General features: G+C 28.5%; 15 protein-coding genes. 7 read left to right on the top strand and 8 right to left on the bottom strand.

Annotated features, from left to right (window positions below; genetic code table 11):
• Positions 1 to 99 precede the first annotated feature (99 nt).
• The 8 genes from AMRN_RS13220 to trmA all read right to left on the bottom strand — a co-directional run bounded on the left by AMRN_RS13220 (position 100) and on the right by trmA (position 7,919).
• On the bottom strand, positions 100 to 963 hold the full coding sequence (locus tag AMRN_RS13220; protein ID WP_118897476.1) for a flagellin: 864 nt from the start codon (positions 961 to 963) through the stop codon (positions 100 to 102).
• 279 nt (positions 964 to 1,242) lie between these two features.
• Positions 1,243 to 2,091 carry a flagellin gene (locus AMRN_RS13215; RefSeq protein ID WP_118897474.1) on the bottom strand — a complete coding sequence of 283 codons (849 nt, stop codon included), beginning with the start codon at positions 2,089 to 2,091 and terminating at the stop codon, positions 1,243 to 1,245.
• 178 nt (positions 2,092 to 2,269) lie between these two features.
• Positions 2,270 to 3,118, bottom strand: a complete 849-nt coding sequence (locus AMRN_RS13210) for a flagellin (protein ID WP_118897472.1) — start codon at positions 3,116 to 3,118, stop codon at positions 2,270 to 2,272.
• A 289-nt stretch (positions 3,119 to 3,407) separates the two neighbouring features.
• Positions 3,408 to 4,271, bottom strand: a complete 864-nt coding sequence (locus tag AMRN_RS13205) for a flagellin (RefSeq protein WP_118897470.1) — start codon at positions 4,269 to 4,271, stop codon at positions 3,408 to 3,410.
• 284 nt (positions 4,272 to 4,555) lie between these two features.
• On the bottom strand, positions 4,556 to 5,404 hold the full coding sequence (locus AMRN_RS13200; RefSeq protein WP_118897468.1) for a flagellin: 849 nt from the start codon (positions 5,402 to 5,404) through the stop codon (positions 4,556 to 4,558).
• A gap of 117 nt (positions 5,405 to 5,521) precedes the next feature.
• Positions 5,522 to 5,722, bottom strand: a complete 201-nt coding sequence (locus AMRN_RS13195) for a hypothetical protein (protein ID WP_099310766.1) — start codon at positions 5,720 to 5,722, stop codon at positions 5,522 to 5,524.
• 163 nt (positions 5,723 to 5,885) lie between these two features.
• The gene (locus tag AMRN_RS13190; RefSeq protein ID WP_099310767.1) at positions 5,886 to 6,743 is read right to left on the bottom strand and encodes a flagellin N-terminal helical domain-containing protein; all 858 of its coding nucleotides are present in this window, start codon (positions 6,741 to 6,743) and stop codon (positions 5,886 to 5,888) included.
• Positions 6,744 to 6,797: 54 nt separating this feature from the next.
• The gene (trmA, locus tag AMRN_RS13185) at positions 6,798 to 7,919 is read right to left on the bottom strand and encodes a tRNA (uridine(54)-C5)-methyltransferase TrmA (protein WP_099310768.1); all 1,122 of its coding nucleotides are present in this window, start codon (positions 7,917 to 7,919) and stop codon (positions 6,798 to 6,800) included.
• A gap of 56 nt (positions 7,920 to 7,975) precedes the next feature.
• On the opposite strand from trmA, the gene AMRN_RS13180 reads away from it, so the two are divergent.
• From AMRN_RS13180 to AMRN_RS13150, 7 genes are read left to right on the top strand one after another with little or no spacing between them, the layout of a single operon-like run.
• Positions 7,976 to 9,508 (top strand): helicase-related protein, encoded by a 1,533-nt coding sequence (locus tag AMRN_RS13180; protein WP_099310769.1) that lies wholly within the window; start codon positions 7,976 to 7,978, stop codon positions 9,506 to 9,508.
• 55 nt (positions 9,509 to 9,563) lie between these two features.
• A complete protein-coding gene (locus tag AMRN_RS13175; protein ID WP_099310770.1) occupies positions 9,564 to 11,501 on the top strand; it encodes an ankyrin repeat domain-containing protein in 1,938 nt (645 codons plus the stop codon).
• A gap of 8 nt (positions 11,502 to 11,509) precedes the next feature.
• Positions 11,510 to 12,799 (top strand): bifunctional UDP-N-acetylglucosamine diphosphorylase/glucosamine-1-phosphate N-acetyltransferase GlmU, encoded by a 1,290-nt coding sequence (gene glmU / locus AMRN_RS13170; protein ID WP_099310771.1) that lies wholly within the window; start codon positions 11,510 to 11,512, stop codon positions 12,797 to 12,799.
• Positions 12,800 to 12,802: 3 nt separating this feature from the next.
• Entirely contained in the window at positions 12,803 to 14,074 is a 1,272-nt protein-coding gene (gene coaBC / locus AMRN_RS13165) for a bifunctional phosphopantothenoylcysteine decarboxylase/phosphopantothenate--cysteine ligase CoaBC (RefSeq protein ID WP_099310772.1), read from the top strand.
• Positions 14,061 to 14,756 (top strand): di-trans,poly-cis-decaprenylcistransferase, encoded by a 696-nt coding sequence (locus AMRN_RS13160; RefSeq protein ID WP_099310773.1) that lies wholly within the window; start codon positions 14,061 to 14,063, stop codon positions 14,754 to 14,756. The genes coaBC and AMRN_RS13160 overlap by 14 nt, the downstream gene beginning before the upstream one ends.
• On the top strand, positions 14,743 to 15,504 hold the full coding sequence (locus AMRN_RS13155) for a prepilin peptidase (RefSeq protein ID WP_099310774.1): 762 nt from the start codon (positions 14,743 to 14,745) through the stop codon (positions 15,502 to 15,504). The genes AMRN_RS13160 and AMRN_RS13155 overlap by 14 nt, the downstream gene beginning before the upstream one ends.
• Entirely contained in the window at positions 15,501 to 16,517 is a 1,017-nt protein-coding gene (locus tag AMRN_RS13150; RefSeq protein ID WP_099310775.1) for an LptF/LptG family permease, read from the top strand. Before AMRN_RS13155 ends, AMRN_RS13150 begins: the two co-directional genes overlap by 4 nt.
• Position 16,518 lies beyond the last annotated feature (1 nt).

Raw genomic sequence — 16,518 nt, 5'->3', positions numbered from 1 at the left:
AAAATAACAAAACTTATTCTTAGGCTTATTATTTTAAAGGGAACTAGAATAAAATCTAGCCCTTTAAAAATTTGATAAAAGTTACAATTTTATTATAGACTACTGAAGTAATCTAAGTACATTTTGTTGAGAAGCATTAGCTTGACTCATAGCATAAGTACCAGCTTGTGCAATTATGTTCTGTTTATTAAAATTAGAACTTTCAGCAGCATAGTCAACATCTCTAATAACTGATTCAGCAGATTTAATATTTGTTTGCTGAGTCATTTGGTTTCTAATAGCTGATTCTAATTGATTTTGAGTAGAACCGAAGTCTGCTCTCCATCCATTTAGCGTGTTAATAGCACTATCAACTGTTGTCATAAAACCTCTAGCCCCAGCTGCATCAAATCCACCAGCAGATGTACCAGCACCAGCTGCAGATCTTAATCCACTAACTCCAAGTCCAATAGCATTTGCTTGAACACCAGCTGTTGTTTTAATAGTATCAGCTAACTTCTCACCCATTTGAAATGTAAGTGATGTTGCTGAACCTGTACCAGCAGCAGATGCTTGCAATAGTGTTGTACCATTGTAGTTAGTTTGCTTAGCAATATTATCTAACTGATCTAGTAATTTTTTTACATCTTTACCAATTGCTGCTCTACCTTCTTGTGAAGTTGTATCAGTTGCAGCTTGAACTAGCTTTGTTTTCACAATATCTAAAATATTAGATTGCTCTGACATAGCTTTATCAGCAATTTGTGTTAAAGAAACTGCTGAGTTACCATTTGAAATTGATTGACCAATTGAACTTGCTTGTGTTCTTAGTTTATCAGCAATTGCTAAACCAGAAGCATCATCACTTGCTTTATTGATTCTTAAACCAGTACTTAGTTTTTCTAACGAACTACTTACATTTTTTGTTGTGTTTGCAGCTGCTTCTTGAGCTATCAATGAAGCTGCATTTGTATTAATTCTCATAATAAATCCTTTTTATTATAAAAGATTTACCCATGATACGGGAGCCTAAAACATTCTTGTTTTACCAAGCATAGAGTCTAACTCTTCGGAATCCATTGACCCCTATATTGTTTATATGACCCACTTACAACAAAATACACCATACATATATTCCTAATATTAAAATTAAAAATAGTGTATTATTAAGAATAAATGCTTTAAAGGGAACTAGAAAAATCTAGCCCTTTAAAAATCTATTAATTATCTAATGTAACTTTTATCAGTACTAAATATTATAGACTACTGAAGTAATCTAAGTACATTTTGTTGAGAAGCATTAGCTTGACTCATCGCATAAGTACCTGCTTGCGCAATAATATTTTGTTTGTTAAAGTTAGAACTTTCTTGTGCATAATCCACATCTCTAATTACTGATTCAGCAGCTTTAATATTTGTTTGCTGAGTCATTTGGTTTCTAATAGCTGATTCTAATTGATTTTGAGTAGAACCGAAGTCTGCTCTCCATCCATTTAGTGTGTTAATAGCTGTATCAACACTTGCCATTAAACTTCTAGCACTTCCAGCAGAAGCAAATCCTGCATCAGCAGAAGCTTTAAGTCCATCAAGTGATAATCCACTTAAGTTTGCTCTAACACCAGCTGTTGTTTGAATAGTATCAGCAGCTTTTTCACCCATTTGGAATGTTAATTGTGCTGCAGCAGAAGCAGATGTTGCTCCTTGCAATACTGTTGTACCATTGTAATTAGTTTGACTAGCAATATTATTTAATTGATTTAGTAATTTACTAACATCTTTTCCAATTGCTTTTCTACCCTCATCTGATGTTGTATCAGTTGAAGCTTGAACTAACTTTGTTTTAAGAACATCTAAAATATTAGATTGCTCTGACATAGCTTTATCAGCAATTTGTGTTAAAGAAACTGCTGAGTTACCATTTGAAATTGATTGACCAATTGAGCTTGCTTGAGTTCTTAGTTTATCAGCAATTGCTAAACCAGAAGCATCATCACTTGCTTTATTGATTCTTAAACCAGTACTTAGTTTTTCTAACGAACTACTTACATTTTTTGTTGTGTTTGCAGCTGCTTCTTGAGCTATCAATGAAGCTGCATTTGTATTAATTCTCATAATAAATCCTTTTTATTATAAAAGATTTACCCATGATACGGGAGCCTAAAACATTCTTGTTTTACCAAGCATAGAGTCTAACTCTTCGGAATCCATTGACCCCTATATTGTTTTAATCCCAAGTTTAATCAATACAAAATAACTACAACAAAATATTACTTTAATATATCATTCGTATTTATTGTAATAATCTAGTAACGTTTTGTTGAATTGCATTAGCTTGACTCATAGCATAAGTACCAGCTTGCGCAATAATATTTTGTTTGTTAAAGTTAGCACTTTCTTGTGCATAATCAACATCTCTAATAACTGATTCAGCAGATTTAATATTTGTTTGCTGAGTCATTTGGTTTCTAATAGCTGATTCTAATTGGTTTTGAGTAGAACCAAAGTCTGCTCTCCATCCATTTAGCGTGTTTATAGCTGTATCAACTGTTGCCATTAAACTTCTTGCACTTCCAGCAGAAGCAAATCCTGCATCAGAAGAAGCTTTAAGACCATCTAGCGTTAATCCTGATACATTTGCTCTAACACCTGAATTAGTTTGAATAGTATCAGCAGCTTTTTCACCCATTTGGAATGTTAATTGATCAGCAGCTGCACCTCCAGAAGCACCTTGTAATAGTGTTGTACCATTATAATTAGTTTGGCTAGCAATATTATTTAATTGATCTAATAGTTTACTAACATCTTTTCCAATTGCTTTTCTACCATCATCTGATGTTGTGTCAGTCGAAGCTTGAACTAATTTTGTTTTAATAATATCTAAAATATTAGATTGCTCAGCCATAGCTTTATCAGCGATTTGTGTTAAAGAAACTGCTGAATTACCATTTGAGATTGATTGACCAATTGAGCTTGCTTGTGTTCTTAGTTTATCAGCAATTGCTAAACCAGAAGCATCATCACTTGCTTTATTGATTCTAAGACCAGTACTTAATTTTTCTAATGAAGAACTTAAATTTTTATTTGTGTTTGTTGCTGCTTCTTGTGCTACAAGTGAAGCTGCATTTGTATTTATTCTCATAATAAATCCTTTATATGATAAAAAGATTTACCCATGACACGGGAGCCTATAAACAATTCTTGTTTTACCAAGCATAGAGTCTAACTCTTCGGTATCCATTGATACCTATACATAAGTTCATAAATATTATGACACACCAATTCTTAATATTAGTTTAAATTAATATTAAGAATAGATGTTTATTCTAAATAATCAAGAGTATACCTCTTGATTATAATGCTACTAGTTATTGTAATAATCTAGTAACGTTTTCACAGAAACATCACTCGTTGCTTTGCAACTTCACCGATTATTGTAATAATCTAGTAACGTTTTGTTGAATTGCATTAGCTTGACTCATAGCATAAGTACCAGCTTGTGCAATAATATTTTGTTTGTTAAAGTTAGCACTTTCTTGTGCATAATCAACATCTCTAATAACTGATTCAGCAGCTTTGATATTTGTTTGCTGAGTCATTTGGTTTCTAATAGCTGATTCTAATTGGTTTTGAGTAGAACCGAAGTCTGCTCTCCATCCATTTAGCGTGTTAATAGCACTATCAACTGTTGTCATAAAACCTCTAGCCCCAGCTGCATCAAATCCACCAGCAGATGTACCAGCCCCAGCTGCAGATCTTAATCCACTAACTCCAAGTCCAATAGCATTTGCTTGAACACCAGCTGTTGTTACAATTGTATCAGCTGCTTTTTCACCCATTTGGAATGTAAGTGCTGTTGCTGAACCTGTACCAGCACCAGATGCTTGTAAAAGTGTTGTTCCATTGTAGTTAGTTTGACTAGCAATATTATCTAATTGGTCTAGTAATTTTTTTACATCTTTACCAATTGCTGCTCTACCTTCTTGCGAAGTTGTATCAGTTGCAGCTTGAACTAGCTTTGTTTTCACAATATCTAAAATATTAGATTGCTCAGCCATAGCTTTATCAGCGATTTGTGTTAAAGAAACTGCTGAATTACCATTTGAAATTGATTGACCAATTGAACTTGCTTGAGTTCTTAGTTTATCAGCAATTGCAAGTCCTGACGCATCATCACTTGCTTTATTGATTCTTAAACCAGTACTTAATTTTTCTAATGAAGAACTTAAATTTTTATTTGTGTTTGTTGCTGCTTCTTGTGCTACAAGTGAAGCTGCATTTGTATTTATTCTCATAATAAATCCTTTATATGATAAAAAGATTTACCCCAGTATTTGGGTGCCTATAGAACTTCTTGTTTTACCAAGCATAGAGTCTAACTCTTTGGCATCCATTGATACCTATACATTTATAAAATTATGACACACCAATTCTTAAAATTAGTTTAAATCGATTTTAAGAATAGATGTTTATTCTAAATAACCAAGAGTATACCTCTTGATTATAATGCTACTAATTATTGTAATAATCTAGTAACGTTTTCACAGAAACATCACTCGTTGCTTTGCAACTTCACCGATTATTGTAATAATCTAGTAACGTTTTGTTGAATTGCATTAGCTTGACTCATAGCATAAGTACCAGCTTGTGCAATAATATTTTGTTTGTTAAAGTTAGAACTTTCTTGTGCATAATCCACATCTCTAATTACTGATTCAGCAGCTTTAATATTTGTTTGCTGAGTCATTTGGTTTCTAATAGCTGATTCTAATTGATTTTGAGTAGAACCGAAGTCTGCTCTCCATCCATTTAGCGTGTTAATAGCTGTATCAATATCATCCAATAAGTTTCTAGCTCCTAATGCAGAACTAAATCCAGCACCAGCAGAAGATTTAACATCAGATAAAACTAAACCTGATACATTTGCTCTAACACCAGCTGTTGTAGCAATAGTATCAGCAGCTTTTTCACCCATTTGGAATGTTAATTGTGCTGCTGCTGAAGCAGATGTTGCACCTTGTAATAGTGTTGTACCATTATAATTAGTTTGTTTAGCAATATTATCTAACTGATCTAATAATTTAGTAACATCTTTTCCAATTGCTGTTCTACCATCATCTGATGTTGTATCAGTTGCAGCTTGAACAAGTTTTGTTTTGATGATATCTAAAATATTTGATTGCTCAGCCATAGCTTTATCAGCGATTTGTGTTAAAGAAACTGCTGAATTACCATTTGAGATTGATTGACCAATTGAGCTTGCTTGTGTTCTTAGTTTATCAGCAATTGCTAAACCAGAAGCATCATCACTTGCTTTATTGATTCTAAGACCAGTACTTAATTTTTCTAATGAAGAACTTAAATTTTTATTTGTGTTTGTTGCTGCTTCTTGTGCTACAAGTGAAGCTGCATTTGTATTTATTCTCATAATAAATCCTTTATATGATAAAAAGATTTACCCCAGTATTTGGGTGCCTATAGAACTTCTTGTTTTACCAAGCATAGAGTCTAACTCTTTGGCATCCATTGATACCTATACATTTTATTAATTTTTTTGACTACTAATTTTTGCAATAGCCTCTATTGTTTTGATATTACTATTAACTCTTTTTTTCATATTATTTTTTTTAATATGCTTTTGTAATATCTTGCTATACTTTTTATAGTTTCTTGAACCTTTATCAAAAGTACATAACTTCTTTTGGATCTTTAAAATGTTTTCTGGTATTGAATTTGTTGATTGCATTTTTAAATTCTCCTTTTCAAGTTATAAAAGTATTATGACACACCAATTCTTAAAATTAGCTTAATATGAAAGAAGTTATAAAAAAAGCCCGGAGTAGTTTCCGAGCCTATAAAATGGTAGTTTTAGAGTACTAACAGGGTGTTGAAAAAATAAAAATAAAAAATTATTGCAACAATCTTAGAACATTTTGTTGAACATTATTAGCTTGACTCATAGCATAAGTACCAGCTTGTGCAATGATATTTTGTTTATTAAATGTTGCACTTTCTTGTGCATAATCAACATCTCTAATTACAGATTCTGCAGCTTTAATATTTGTTTGTTGAGTCATTTGGTTTCTTACTGCTGATTCTAATTGGTTTTGAGTAGAACCAAAATCTGCTCTCCATCCATTTAGTGTATTTAGTGCACTATCTATATCATCCAAGAAACCTCTTGAATCACCTGCATCAAACACAGCTGATGTACCAGAAGCAGCTGCTGATTTTAAAGCATCTAATGTTAAACCAGACACATTTGCTCTAACTCCAGCTGTTGTAGAGATTGTATCATTTACATTCTCACCCATTTGAAAAGTTAATTGAACTGCAGCCGCACCACCAGAAGCACCTTGTAATAGTGATGTACCATTATAGTTTGTTTGTTTTGAAATATTATCTAATTGAACTAATAATTTATCAATATCTTTACCAATAGATTTTCTACCTTCTTGAGACGTAGTATCAGTTGATGCTTGAATAAGTTTAGTTTTAATAATATCTAAAATATTTGATTGCTCAGCCATGGCTTTATCTGCAATTTGTGTTAAAGAAATTGCTGAGTTTCCATTTGAAATTGATTGTCCTAGTGAACTAGCTTGTGTTCTTAATTTATCAGCAATTGCAAGTCCTGATGCATCATCACTTGCTTTATTGATTCTAAGCCCTGTACTTAGCTTCTCTAAAGAGTTAGTTAATGCTTTATTTGTATTGCTATTTGCTTCTTGTGCCATAAGTGAAGCAGTGTTTGTATTAATTCTCATATTTTACCCTTTGTTAATACTTTCATAATTACTTAAATTTTAGCTAAGCTAAAGTTAAAATTTGTTTAATACAACTGCGCTTTCTATATGCTTTGTATAAGAAAACTGGTCAAATAAAGCAAAATTATCAATTTTATGTGTTTTTGTAAGCTCTATTAAATCCCTATGTAATGTTTCTGGATTACATGAAATATAGATTATCTTTTCAAAATTTGATACTAATTTTCTAGTTGTTTCATCAAGTCCTGCTCTTGGTGGATCAACAAAAATAGTTGAAAAATTATAAGATTTTAAATCAATGTCTTTTAGTCTTCTAAACTCTCTTTTTTCTTCTAAAGCTTCTACGAACTCTTCACTACTCATTCTAATAAAATCGATATTTGATATAGAGTTTAATTGACAATTTTTCAAAGCTGATTTTATTGATGTTTTTGAAATTTCTGTTGCTAAAACATTTTTAAATTTAGTAGATAGAGGTATTGTAAAGTTTCCCCCTCCACAGTAAAGCTCACACAAATCTTTATTGCTTACTTCAAGTTTATCTAATACCCATTCAATCATTTTTATATTTACATGACTATTTGGTTGTGTAAATCCACCCTCTTTATATTCAAAAAAGAAGTTTTTATTATTTATTTTCAATTCTTCCTCAATATAATCTTTACTTAAAACAACTTTTTGTTTTCTACTTCTTCCAATAATTTTTATATTTAATTTTTTTTCTAAAAGTTTTGCTTTACTAATCCATTCATCTTCTAACTTTTTATGATAGATTAAAGTAATAAGCGTATCACCTTTTGTTGAGTTTAAAAATTCACATGCAAAAAGTTTATATTTAAGTGTTTCATCTTTTTGTAACTCATCTAATAGTTTTGGCATAAGCTTTGAAATATCTTCACTTACGATTTCACATGATTTTATTTCTAATGTATTTTTATCAAAATCATTCATAGCATAGTTTATTGTTATAGCTTCTTTATCTTTAAAATTTTTCCAAATTCTAAATTCTGCTCTATTTCTAAAGTTTTTATCTTGACTTTTTATAACATCAAATTCAATATTAGTTAAATCTTTAAATCTTTGTTTTTCTATATTAACTTTATATTGAAGTTGTTCCTCATATGATTTGTCATACAAAGTACAACTAGCACATTTTCCAAAATATATACAATTCATTAAATTACCTTATAATTTTTAATACTATATTATATAAAAATCAATATAATACGCCCATGAAAGATATACTCCAAAAACAGTTACAAAACTTATTAAATTGTGATTTAAAATCTCAGTTTCCTTTAGCAAGAAGTTTAAATAGAAAATTAAAATTTTTTGTTGGCCCTACTAATTCTGGTAAAACATACAGTGCAATGCAAGAGTTAAAACAATCAAATAGTGGTCTTTATCTTGCACCTTTAAGGCTTTTAGCACTTGAGGGTTATGAGGATTTAAAATCTTCAAATCTTGAAGCTTCTTTAATCACAGGAGAAGAACAAATTTTTGATGAAGATGCTTCTCATGTTTGTTCAACAATTGAGATGATTGATTTTGATTTGGATGTAGATTTAGCAATTATTGATGAAGTTCAAATGCTAGATGATGATGAAAGAGGTTGGGCATGGGTAAATGCTATTATTGGATGTCCCGCAAAACAGATTGTTATGACAGGTTCAGTTAATGCTTTAGATGCAGTAAAAAAGATTGCACAATATTTAAATGAAGATTTAGAAATAGTAAAATTTAAAAGAAAAAATGAACTTCATTTAATGGAAAAACAAACTTTATTAAAAGAGCTTGAACCTCAAACAGCTTTAATTGCATTTAGCAGAAATGATGTACTTAAATTAAAGCAAAAACTACAAAAATATCATAAGGTTTCAGTTATATATGGAAACTTATCTCCCGAAGTTAGACGTGATGAAGCACGAAGATTTAGAGAAAAACAAAGTGATATTTTAATTGCAACAGATGCAATAGCAATGGGATTAAATTTACCTATTAAGACTATACTTTTTACAAATCATAAAAAATTTGATGGAATATCAAGAAGAGGAATAAATGTAAATGAAATCGTTCAAATAGCAGGAAGAGCAGGTAGATATGGACATCATGAAGAAGGATTTATAGGTGCTACTTCAAGAGAAACTTTAAAACATTTACACAAAGAGTATGTAAAACCTGTTAAAACTATAAAACCACCTTTTAAAGTAAAAATCAGTGCACAACAACTTGAGGGATTAAGTGCTCATATTAAAACAAAATCTTTACAAAAAATATTAAAATTTTTCCTTGATAATATGTATTTTGATGGTCCTTTTATTGCATCAAATATTGGTTCAATGCTTACTACATCAAAAATTTTAGATCAAAAAAATAATTTAAAATTGGAAGATAAATATATGCTTTCACAAGCGCCTGTTACTGTAAAATCTCCAATTATTTTACAAGCTTATGATGCATATATTGCAGCTGTAATTAAAAATAAAGTAGTAAGATATAAACCCTCAATTACATTGCCTAAAAAAGCTATTACACAGCGAGATTTACTTTTAGTTGAAGATGAAGTAAAGAAAATATCGCTTTATTTATGGCTCTCATATAAGTTTCCAAAACTTTTTCCAGATAGTGTTAAAGCTAGTATTTCAAGAGCCAGTTTTAATAGTTTTATAGAAAAATCATTAAAACTAAATTTAAAAGACGAAAGAGAAAATAATAATAAAAAGTTTCCAAGTAAATTTCCACCAAGACGTAGAAAAAGATTTTAATGAATAATTTGTTAAAATATCTAAATGATTATAATAATCAAAGGATTTAAGCTTAATGTTGAACTTATTTAAACAAGATGTAACTGAAAACTTTCAAAAAGAGCTACTTAAAAACTATTTAAATGTAGAAAAAGTTCAAAAATTAATAGACAATGGTGCAGATATCCATAGATTAAATGATAAAGAACAAACATTATTATTCCCTTTAGTAAAGAAAAAAAGAATTGAAGCTATAAGAATTTTACTTAAAAATAAGATTGACATTAACCATGAAGATATGTATGGAAAAACAGTTTTAAGTGAAGCTGTTGAACGTGGTGATGGAGTAATGATTAGATTTTTGCTTGATAATGGCGCTTCAATAGATTATATAAACTCTTCTGGAAGAACAATTTTACAAGATGTTGCTTTAGAGGGAAATCATAGAGTATTTGAGATTTTACTAGCACATAAACCAAATTTAAATATTAAAGATACATATGGAAGAACAGTGCTTTTTGATGCTGTTGAGGGTGAAAATTTAAAGATTATAAGAGAAGTTTTAAATAATATAGAAAATCCAAATGCTGTTGATGAAAATGAACAAACAGCACTATTTTTAGCTGTTTTAAAAGAAAAACCAGAAGTAGCTAAATTTTTAATTGTAAATGGTGTAGATATACATGTAACTGATGAAAATAGAGAAAATGTACTTTTTAATGCTGTTGTTATGGGTGCTTCAAATATTGATGTTATAGAATTGCTTTTAGAAAAAGGCATAAAATTAAATATTAAAAATATAAATAATGAGACAATTTTAGATGAAATATTAAAAATATTAGAAATATTAAAAAACCCTAAAGAAAAAATTGAAGGAAAATATAAACTTGCAAACAAAAAAAGAAACTATTTAAAACTTACTTCTGTTTTAATTGAAAATGGCTTAGCCGTAAATAGAGTTGATAGTCAAGGTAAAACTGTTTTATATAAAGAAGTATTAAGAAAAAATTATAGTACGATCGATTTTTTATTAGCCTCAGGAGCTGATATAAATTCAGAAGATAAAAATGGAAGAACCGTTTTATTTGAAGCTATTTTTGATGGAATGAAAAATATTGAAATGGTTGAATATTTATTGACAAAGGGTGCTGATATTGACCATAGAGATATTTTAGAAAGAACAGTTGTTGATGAACTTTGTGAAATAATTTTGGTTCAACACAATAATAAAAAGCCTATTTCAAGAAGATATTTAGATATTGATGATGAAGAAGATTATTTTACACTTTTAAAAAGAGTTATAAGTTATAGACCAAAATTAAACAAACAAAGATCAACTGGAAAAACTACCATATTTGATTTAATTGTACAAAATAATCTTTCTTTGATTAAACTTCTTTTTAATTCAGGGGCAAATGCTAATATTATGGATGATAATGGAGATACTCCTTTAACTTTATTAGTTGATCATGGTTTAAAAGTAAAAAGTATTAGAAATAAAGAGCAATTTTTAGAAAAGTTAGTTTTTCTATTAAAATTTAGAATTGATGTTAATATTAGAGATAAAGATGGAAGAACTGTTTATCATAAAGCAGTTATTGCAGATGATATTGAAGTTGTAGAAAAACTTTTATCAAAAAAAGCAGATTTAAATATAAAAGATAGACAAGGAAGAACTGCACTGCATCATACCCAATGGAAAGGAAACTTTAAAATTGCAAGACTTTTAATTGCAGCAGGTGCGGATATAAATGCAGTTGATTATGCAGGATTTACTATTTTAAATTATGCTGCAATTTTGGGGCATACAAAATTAGTTGTTATTTTAATAGCTTCTGGTGTATTTATGTATAATCATAATAAAAAAAGCCGTTCTGTTGCACAATTTTTTAAAGAAAGAGAAAAAAATTTAGCAAAACTTTTAAATGGGAATATAACAGATCCTAAAATGCTTAGTGCAATAAAACAAGTAATAAAAAATCTAAGAGCAGAAATTGACGAAGCTTTAAAGTAAGGAAAAATATGAATAATTTATCAATAATAATACTTGCAGCTGGTGCTGGAACAAGAATGAAATCTGAAAAACCTAAGGTTTTACATGAAATTTCAGGAAAGCCAATGCTTTATTACTCAATTAAAGAAGCATTAAAATTAAGTGATGATATTACAGTGGTTTTATATCATCAGGCTTTAAAAGTACAGCAAACTATTGAAAAATATTTTGATAATATAAATTTTGTTATTCAAGATCATGAAAACTATCCAGGAACTGGTGGAGCTGTTATGAATATAGAACCTAAGTATGAGAAGACTTTGGTTTTAAATGGTGATATGCCATTAATACAAGCAAGTGAGTTAAAAAAATTTGATTTAAATGCAACAATTGTTATGTCAGTATTAGATTTAGAAGATGCAACAGGATATGGAAGAGTAATTTTAAAAAATGAAAAAGTTGTAAAGATTGTTGAACAAAAAGATGCAAATGAAGAAGAGTTAAAAGTAACAACTGCAAATGCTGGAATTTATCAGTTTCAAACATCATTTTTAAAACAATATTTACCACTTTTATCAAATAATAATGCACAAAAAGAGTATTATATTACTGATTTAATAGAACTTGCAATAAAAGATAATAAAACACTAAAACCATTAGTTGTAAGTGAAGAGAACTTTAAAGGTGTTAACTCAAAATATGAGTTGGCAAAAGCTGAAATAATACATCAAAATAGAATCAAAAAACAGTTTATGCAAAATGGTGTTATTATGAGACTTCCTGATACTATTTATATAGAAGAAACAGTTCAAATTGAGGGTGAATCTATAATTGAAAATGGAGTTTGTTTATTAGGTAATACAAAAATTATAAACTCAATTGTTAAAACAAACTCAATAGTTGAAGACTCAATATTAGAAAATTCTGATATTGGACCAATGGCAAGAATAAGACCTAAAAGTCATTTAAAAGATACTCATATTGGAAATTTTGTAGAGACAAAGAAAGCCATTTTAAATGGTGTTAAAGCAGGTCATCTATCTTATTTGGGTGATTGTGAAATGGACACGGGAACAAATGTAGGTGCTGGAACAATTACTTGTAATTATGATGGAGTTAATAAACACAAAACAAAAGTAGGAAAAAATGTCTTTATAGGTTCAGATACTCAATTAGTAGCTCCTGTAACTATAGAAGATGATGTTATTTTAGCAGCTGGAGCTTGTATTACAAAAGATGTGCCAAAAGGTTCTCTTGCTATTACAAGAGCTCCAATGAAAATAATCAAAAACTACTTTTATAAATTTTTTAAGAAGTAAATCATGTTATTAAAAGATAAAAATATATTAGTTGCAGTTACAGGATCAATTGCAATTTATAAAGCTTTAGAGTTAATAAGATTGTATATTAAAGCTGGTGCAAATGTAAAAGTTATTATGACAAAAGAAGCAAAAAGGTTTATAAATCCAATAACTTTTGAAGCTATCTCTCAACATAAAATCTTAGATGAGAATAACGAGTCTTGGGATAAAAATAGTTTGAGTAATCATATAGATACTGGAAAGTGGGCAGATGCTTTTGTAATAGCTCCTGCTAGTGTAAATACAATCAATAAATTAAGTAATGGAATTGCTGATAATTTATTAACTCAAACAGCAATTGCATATACTAAAGATAAGATTTTGTGTCCCGCTGCAAATACAAATATGGTACAAAATCCTATTACTATAGAAAGTATTAGAAAATTAAAACTTTGTAATTATGAAGTGATTCAAACACAAACTAAAGAGTTAGCATGCAAGGATGTAGGCGATGGTGCTATGGCTGATCCAGAAGAGATTTTTTATGCAACTTCACGATTGATTTTAAAAGATGAATATTGGAATAATAGAAAAGTTATTTTAAGTGGTGGTGGAACTATTGAAAAAATTGATGATGTAAGATATATTTCAAATTTTTCTTCTGGGAAAATGGCATCATCTTTAGCTCTTGCTTTATATTTAAAAGGTGCGGATGTGTCTTTAGTAAGTACAAGAGGACATGAAGCTTTACCAAATGCAATTGAAGTAATTGAAGTTAAAAGTAGTTTTGAAATGTATGAAAATTTAGTTGATTGTATAAATAGTGCAAAAAAAGGCAAAGTTTTAAAATCAAGTTTATTAAATAGTGGTGAAGAAAAAAAAGTTTTTAAAAAGCCTTTTTTATTTATGGCTGCTGCTGTTAGTGATTATGTACCAAACTCTTTCCAAGAGGGAAAATTAAAAAAAGAGTTACTTGGAACTACTTGGGATTTGAAATTAAAGCAAAATATGGATATTTTAAGTTCATTAAATAAAAATGATATTGTGTCAATTGGATTTAAAGCAGAAATGGATGAAACTGTAGCAAATGAAAATGCAAAAAACATGTTACATAATAAATCTCTTGATGGTGTTTGCTTAAATGTTTTAAGTAGTGATAATATGTTTGGTTCAAACAATAATAGTATTGAACTTATTTTAAAAGAGAAATCATACTCATTTTCTGCTTCTAAATTTGATGTATCAATGAAGCTTTTAAATTGTCTAGAAAAAGAGTTTGATGAATACAAGTAATAAAAAAGAGTTACCAAAGCATATTGCTATAATAATGGATGGCAATGGAAGATGGGCTAGTGAAAGAGGTTTAAAAAGAACTGCTGGACACGAAGAAGGTGCTAAAGTTGTAAGAAAAATTACAAATCATTGTAACAATATAGGTATAAAATATCTTACTTTATATGCTTTTTCAACTGAAAATTGGAGTAGACCAAAACTTGAAATCGAGTTTTTAATGAAGCTTTTGGAAAAGTATTTAAAAAATGAACTTCATATATATTTAGATAATAATGTAAGATTTAAAGCAATTGGTGATATCTCAAGATTTTCAAAATCACTACAAGAGATTATAAAAAAAACTGAGAATGCAACTAAAAATGCAAGTGGATTAACTCAAATTTTAGCATTAAATTATGGTTCTCAAGATGAAATTTTAAGAGCTATAAAAAGATTAAATGAGCAAAACTTAGAAGTAACAAAACAAAACTTTGAAAACTGTTTAGATACTTCTGGAATAGTTGATGTTGATGTTCTTATAAGAACAAGTGGAGAGATAAGATTATCAAACTATTTACTTTGGCAAAATGCATATGCAGAGATGTTTTTTGTAAATACATTTTGGCCAGAATTTACAACAAATGAGCTTGATGATATTATAAGTGATTATCAAAATAGAGAGAGAAGATTTGGAGGTATTTAGTTTTGTTTTTGGAGTGCTATTTGGTTCATTTTTAAATGTACTAATTTATAGACTGCCTAAACAAATATCCATTTTAAAGCCATCTTTTTGTCCAAATTGCGGAAGCAAAATAAAATATTTTGAAAATATTCCTTTAATTTCATATATATTTTTAAAAGCTAAATGTGGTTCTTGTAAAGATAAAATTCCTTTTAGGTATTTTCTTGTTGAGTTAATAACGGGTTTTTTGACTCTTTTTTTATTTTTACAAGTATCATTAAGTTTTGAATTTTTTTATTTGATAATACTTTTTTATACACTAATAGTATTATCTTTTATTGATATAAAATATAAAGCTGTACCTGATTATTTAATTTTAATTGCATTAATTATTGCCTTTTTTGCAACAAAAGATGAATTTTTGGTAAGTTTAGAAAATGCTTGTATTTTTGCAGGTTTTTTTGTTTTATTAGAGTTTATTATTACATTTTATATTCAAAATATAAAATCTAAACTAATAAAAGATGATACTTTACGTAATACAAAAGCTTTAGGGGAGGGCGATATTCCAATAATTGCAATAATTGGAGCAGTTTTAGGAATAAAAGCAGGAGTTATAGCTATATTTTTAGCAGGAATTTTTGCTATAATACCATCTATTTTGAATACTCTTTTAAAAAAAGATAGTCAAATTCCCTTTATTCCATTTTTAGTAATGGGATTTTTATTTGAATTTTTTATAAATATATCATCAAAGGTTTTTACTTGAAAATAAAAAGTTATCTTTATTCACAACTTTCAATCTCATTTCTTCCTATTTTTTTAGGATTATATTTTATTACTTCTATTATATTTTTAGTAAAGATTGCTTCCTTGACATCAGTTATCACAATTGATGCATTTGAGTTATTTAAATTGTATGGATATTCAGTTCCAAAAATAATATTTTTTACTGTTCCTATTTCATTTTTTATTTCACTTGTTATAACATTAGCAAAGCTATCAAGTGAATATGAGCTTATAGTAATTACTTCTTTTGGATTTAATCCTATGAAGATTTTAAAAATATTTTTTCCAAGTACTTTTTTATTATCTATTGCTTTATTAATAATCTCTGTTGGTTTAATTCCGAAAACTGATTATTTGATGAGTACCTTTTTAGATAAAAAGAAAAAAGAAGCAAATTTCAATATTAAAGCATCTGAGTTTGGTCAAAAGTTTGGTGATTGGTTAATATATATTGATAAAAAAGATGGAAAAAATTATGAAAATGTTAGATTATTTAAAACACAAGAGGGCTTAGATCAGTTTATTTTAGCAAATAAAGCAGTTTTAAATAATAAAGATGGAGAATTGAATTTTACATTAATTGATGGGAAAGCATTTTATATAGGAGATGAAGAGTTAAATCAGATTGATTATAGAACTATGGATATAAATGATTCTATTGTAAATAAAAAAGATTTTATTTTTACAGACTCGTATAATTATTGGAAATACTCTTTACAAAATAATTCAGACATAGATGATTTTACTTTTTTTATTTTAACGTCACTTTTTCCTTTAATTTCTCTTTTCTTAGTTATTACTTTTGGGTACTATAATCCAAGATATGAAAAAAATAGAGCTATTGGTTTATCTTTGATTGCAGTTGTTATTTATTATGTAATTACAAAATATCTTACAAAAAATATTGAATTGCACTCTTTATATGTAGCTCCAAGTATTTGGATTATGGGAACTTATTATTTATATATAAAAACAACAAAAAAACTCTATTAAG

The sequence above is a fragment of the Malaciobacter marinus genome, assembly GCF_003544855.1.
Taxonomy (GTDB): Bacteria; Campylobacterota; Campylobacteria; order Campylobacterales; family Arcobacteraceae; genus Malaciobacter; species Malaciobacter marinus.
Note: the sequence above shows the minus strand (reverse complement) of the source record. Positions and strands in the feature narration are given on the sequence as shown.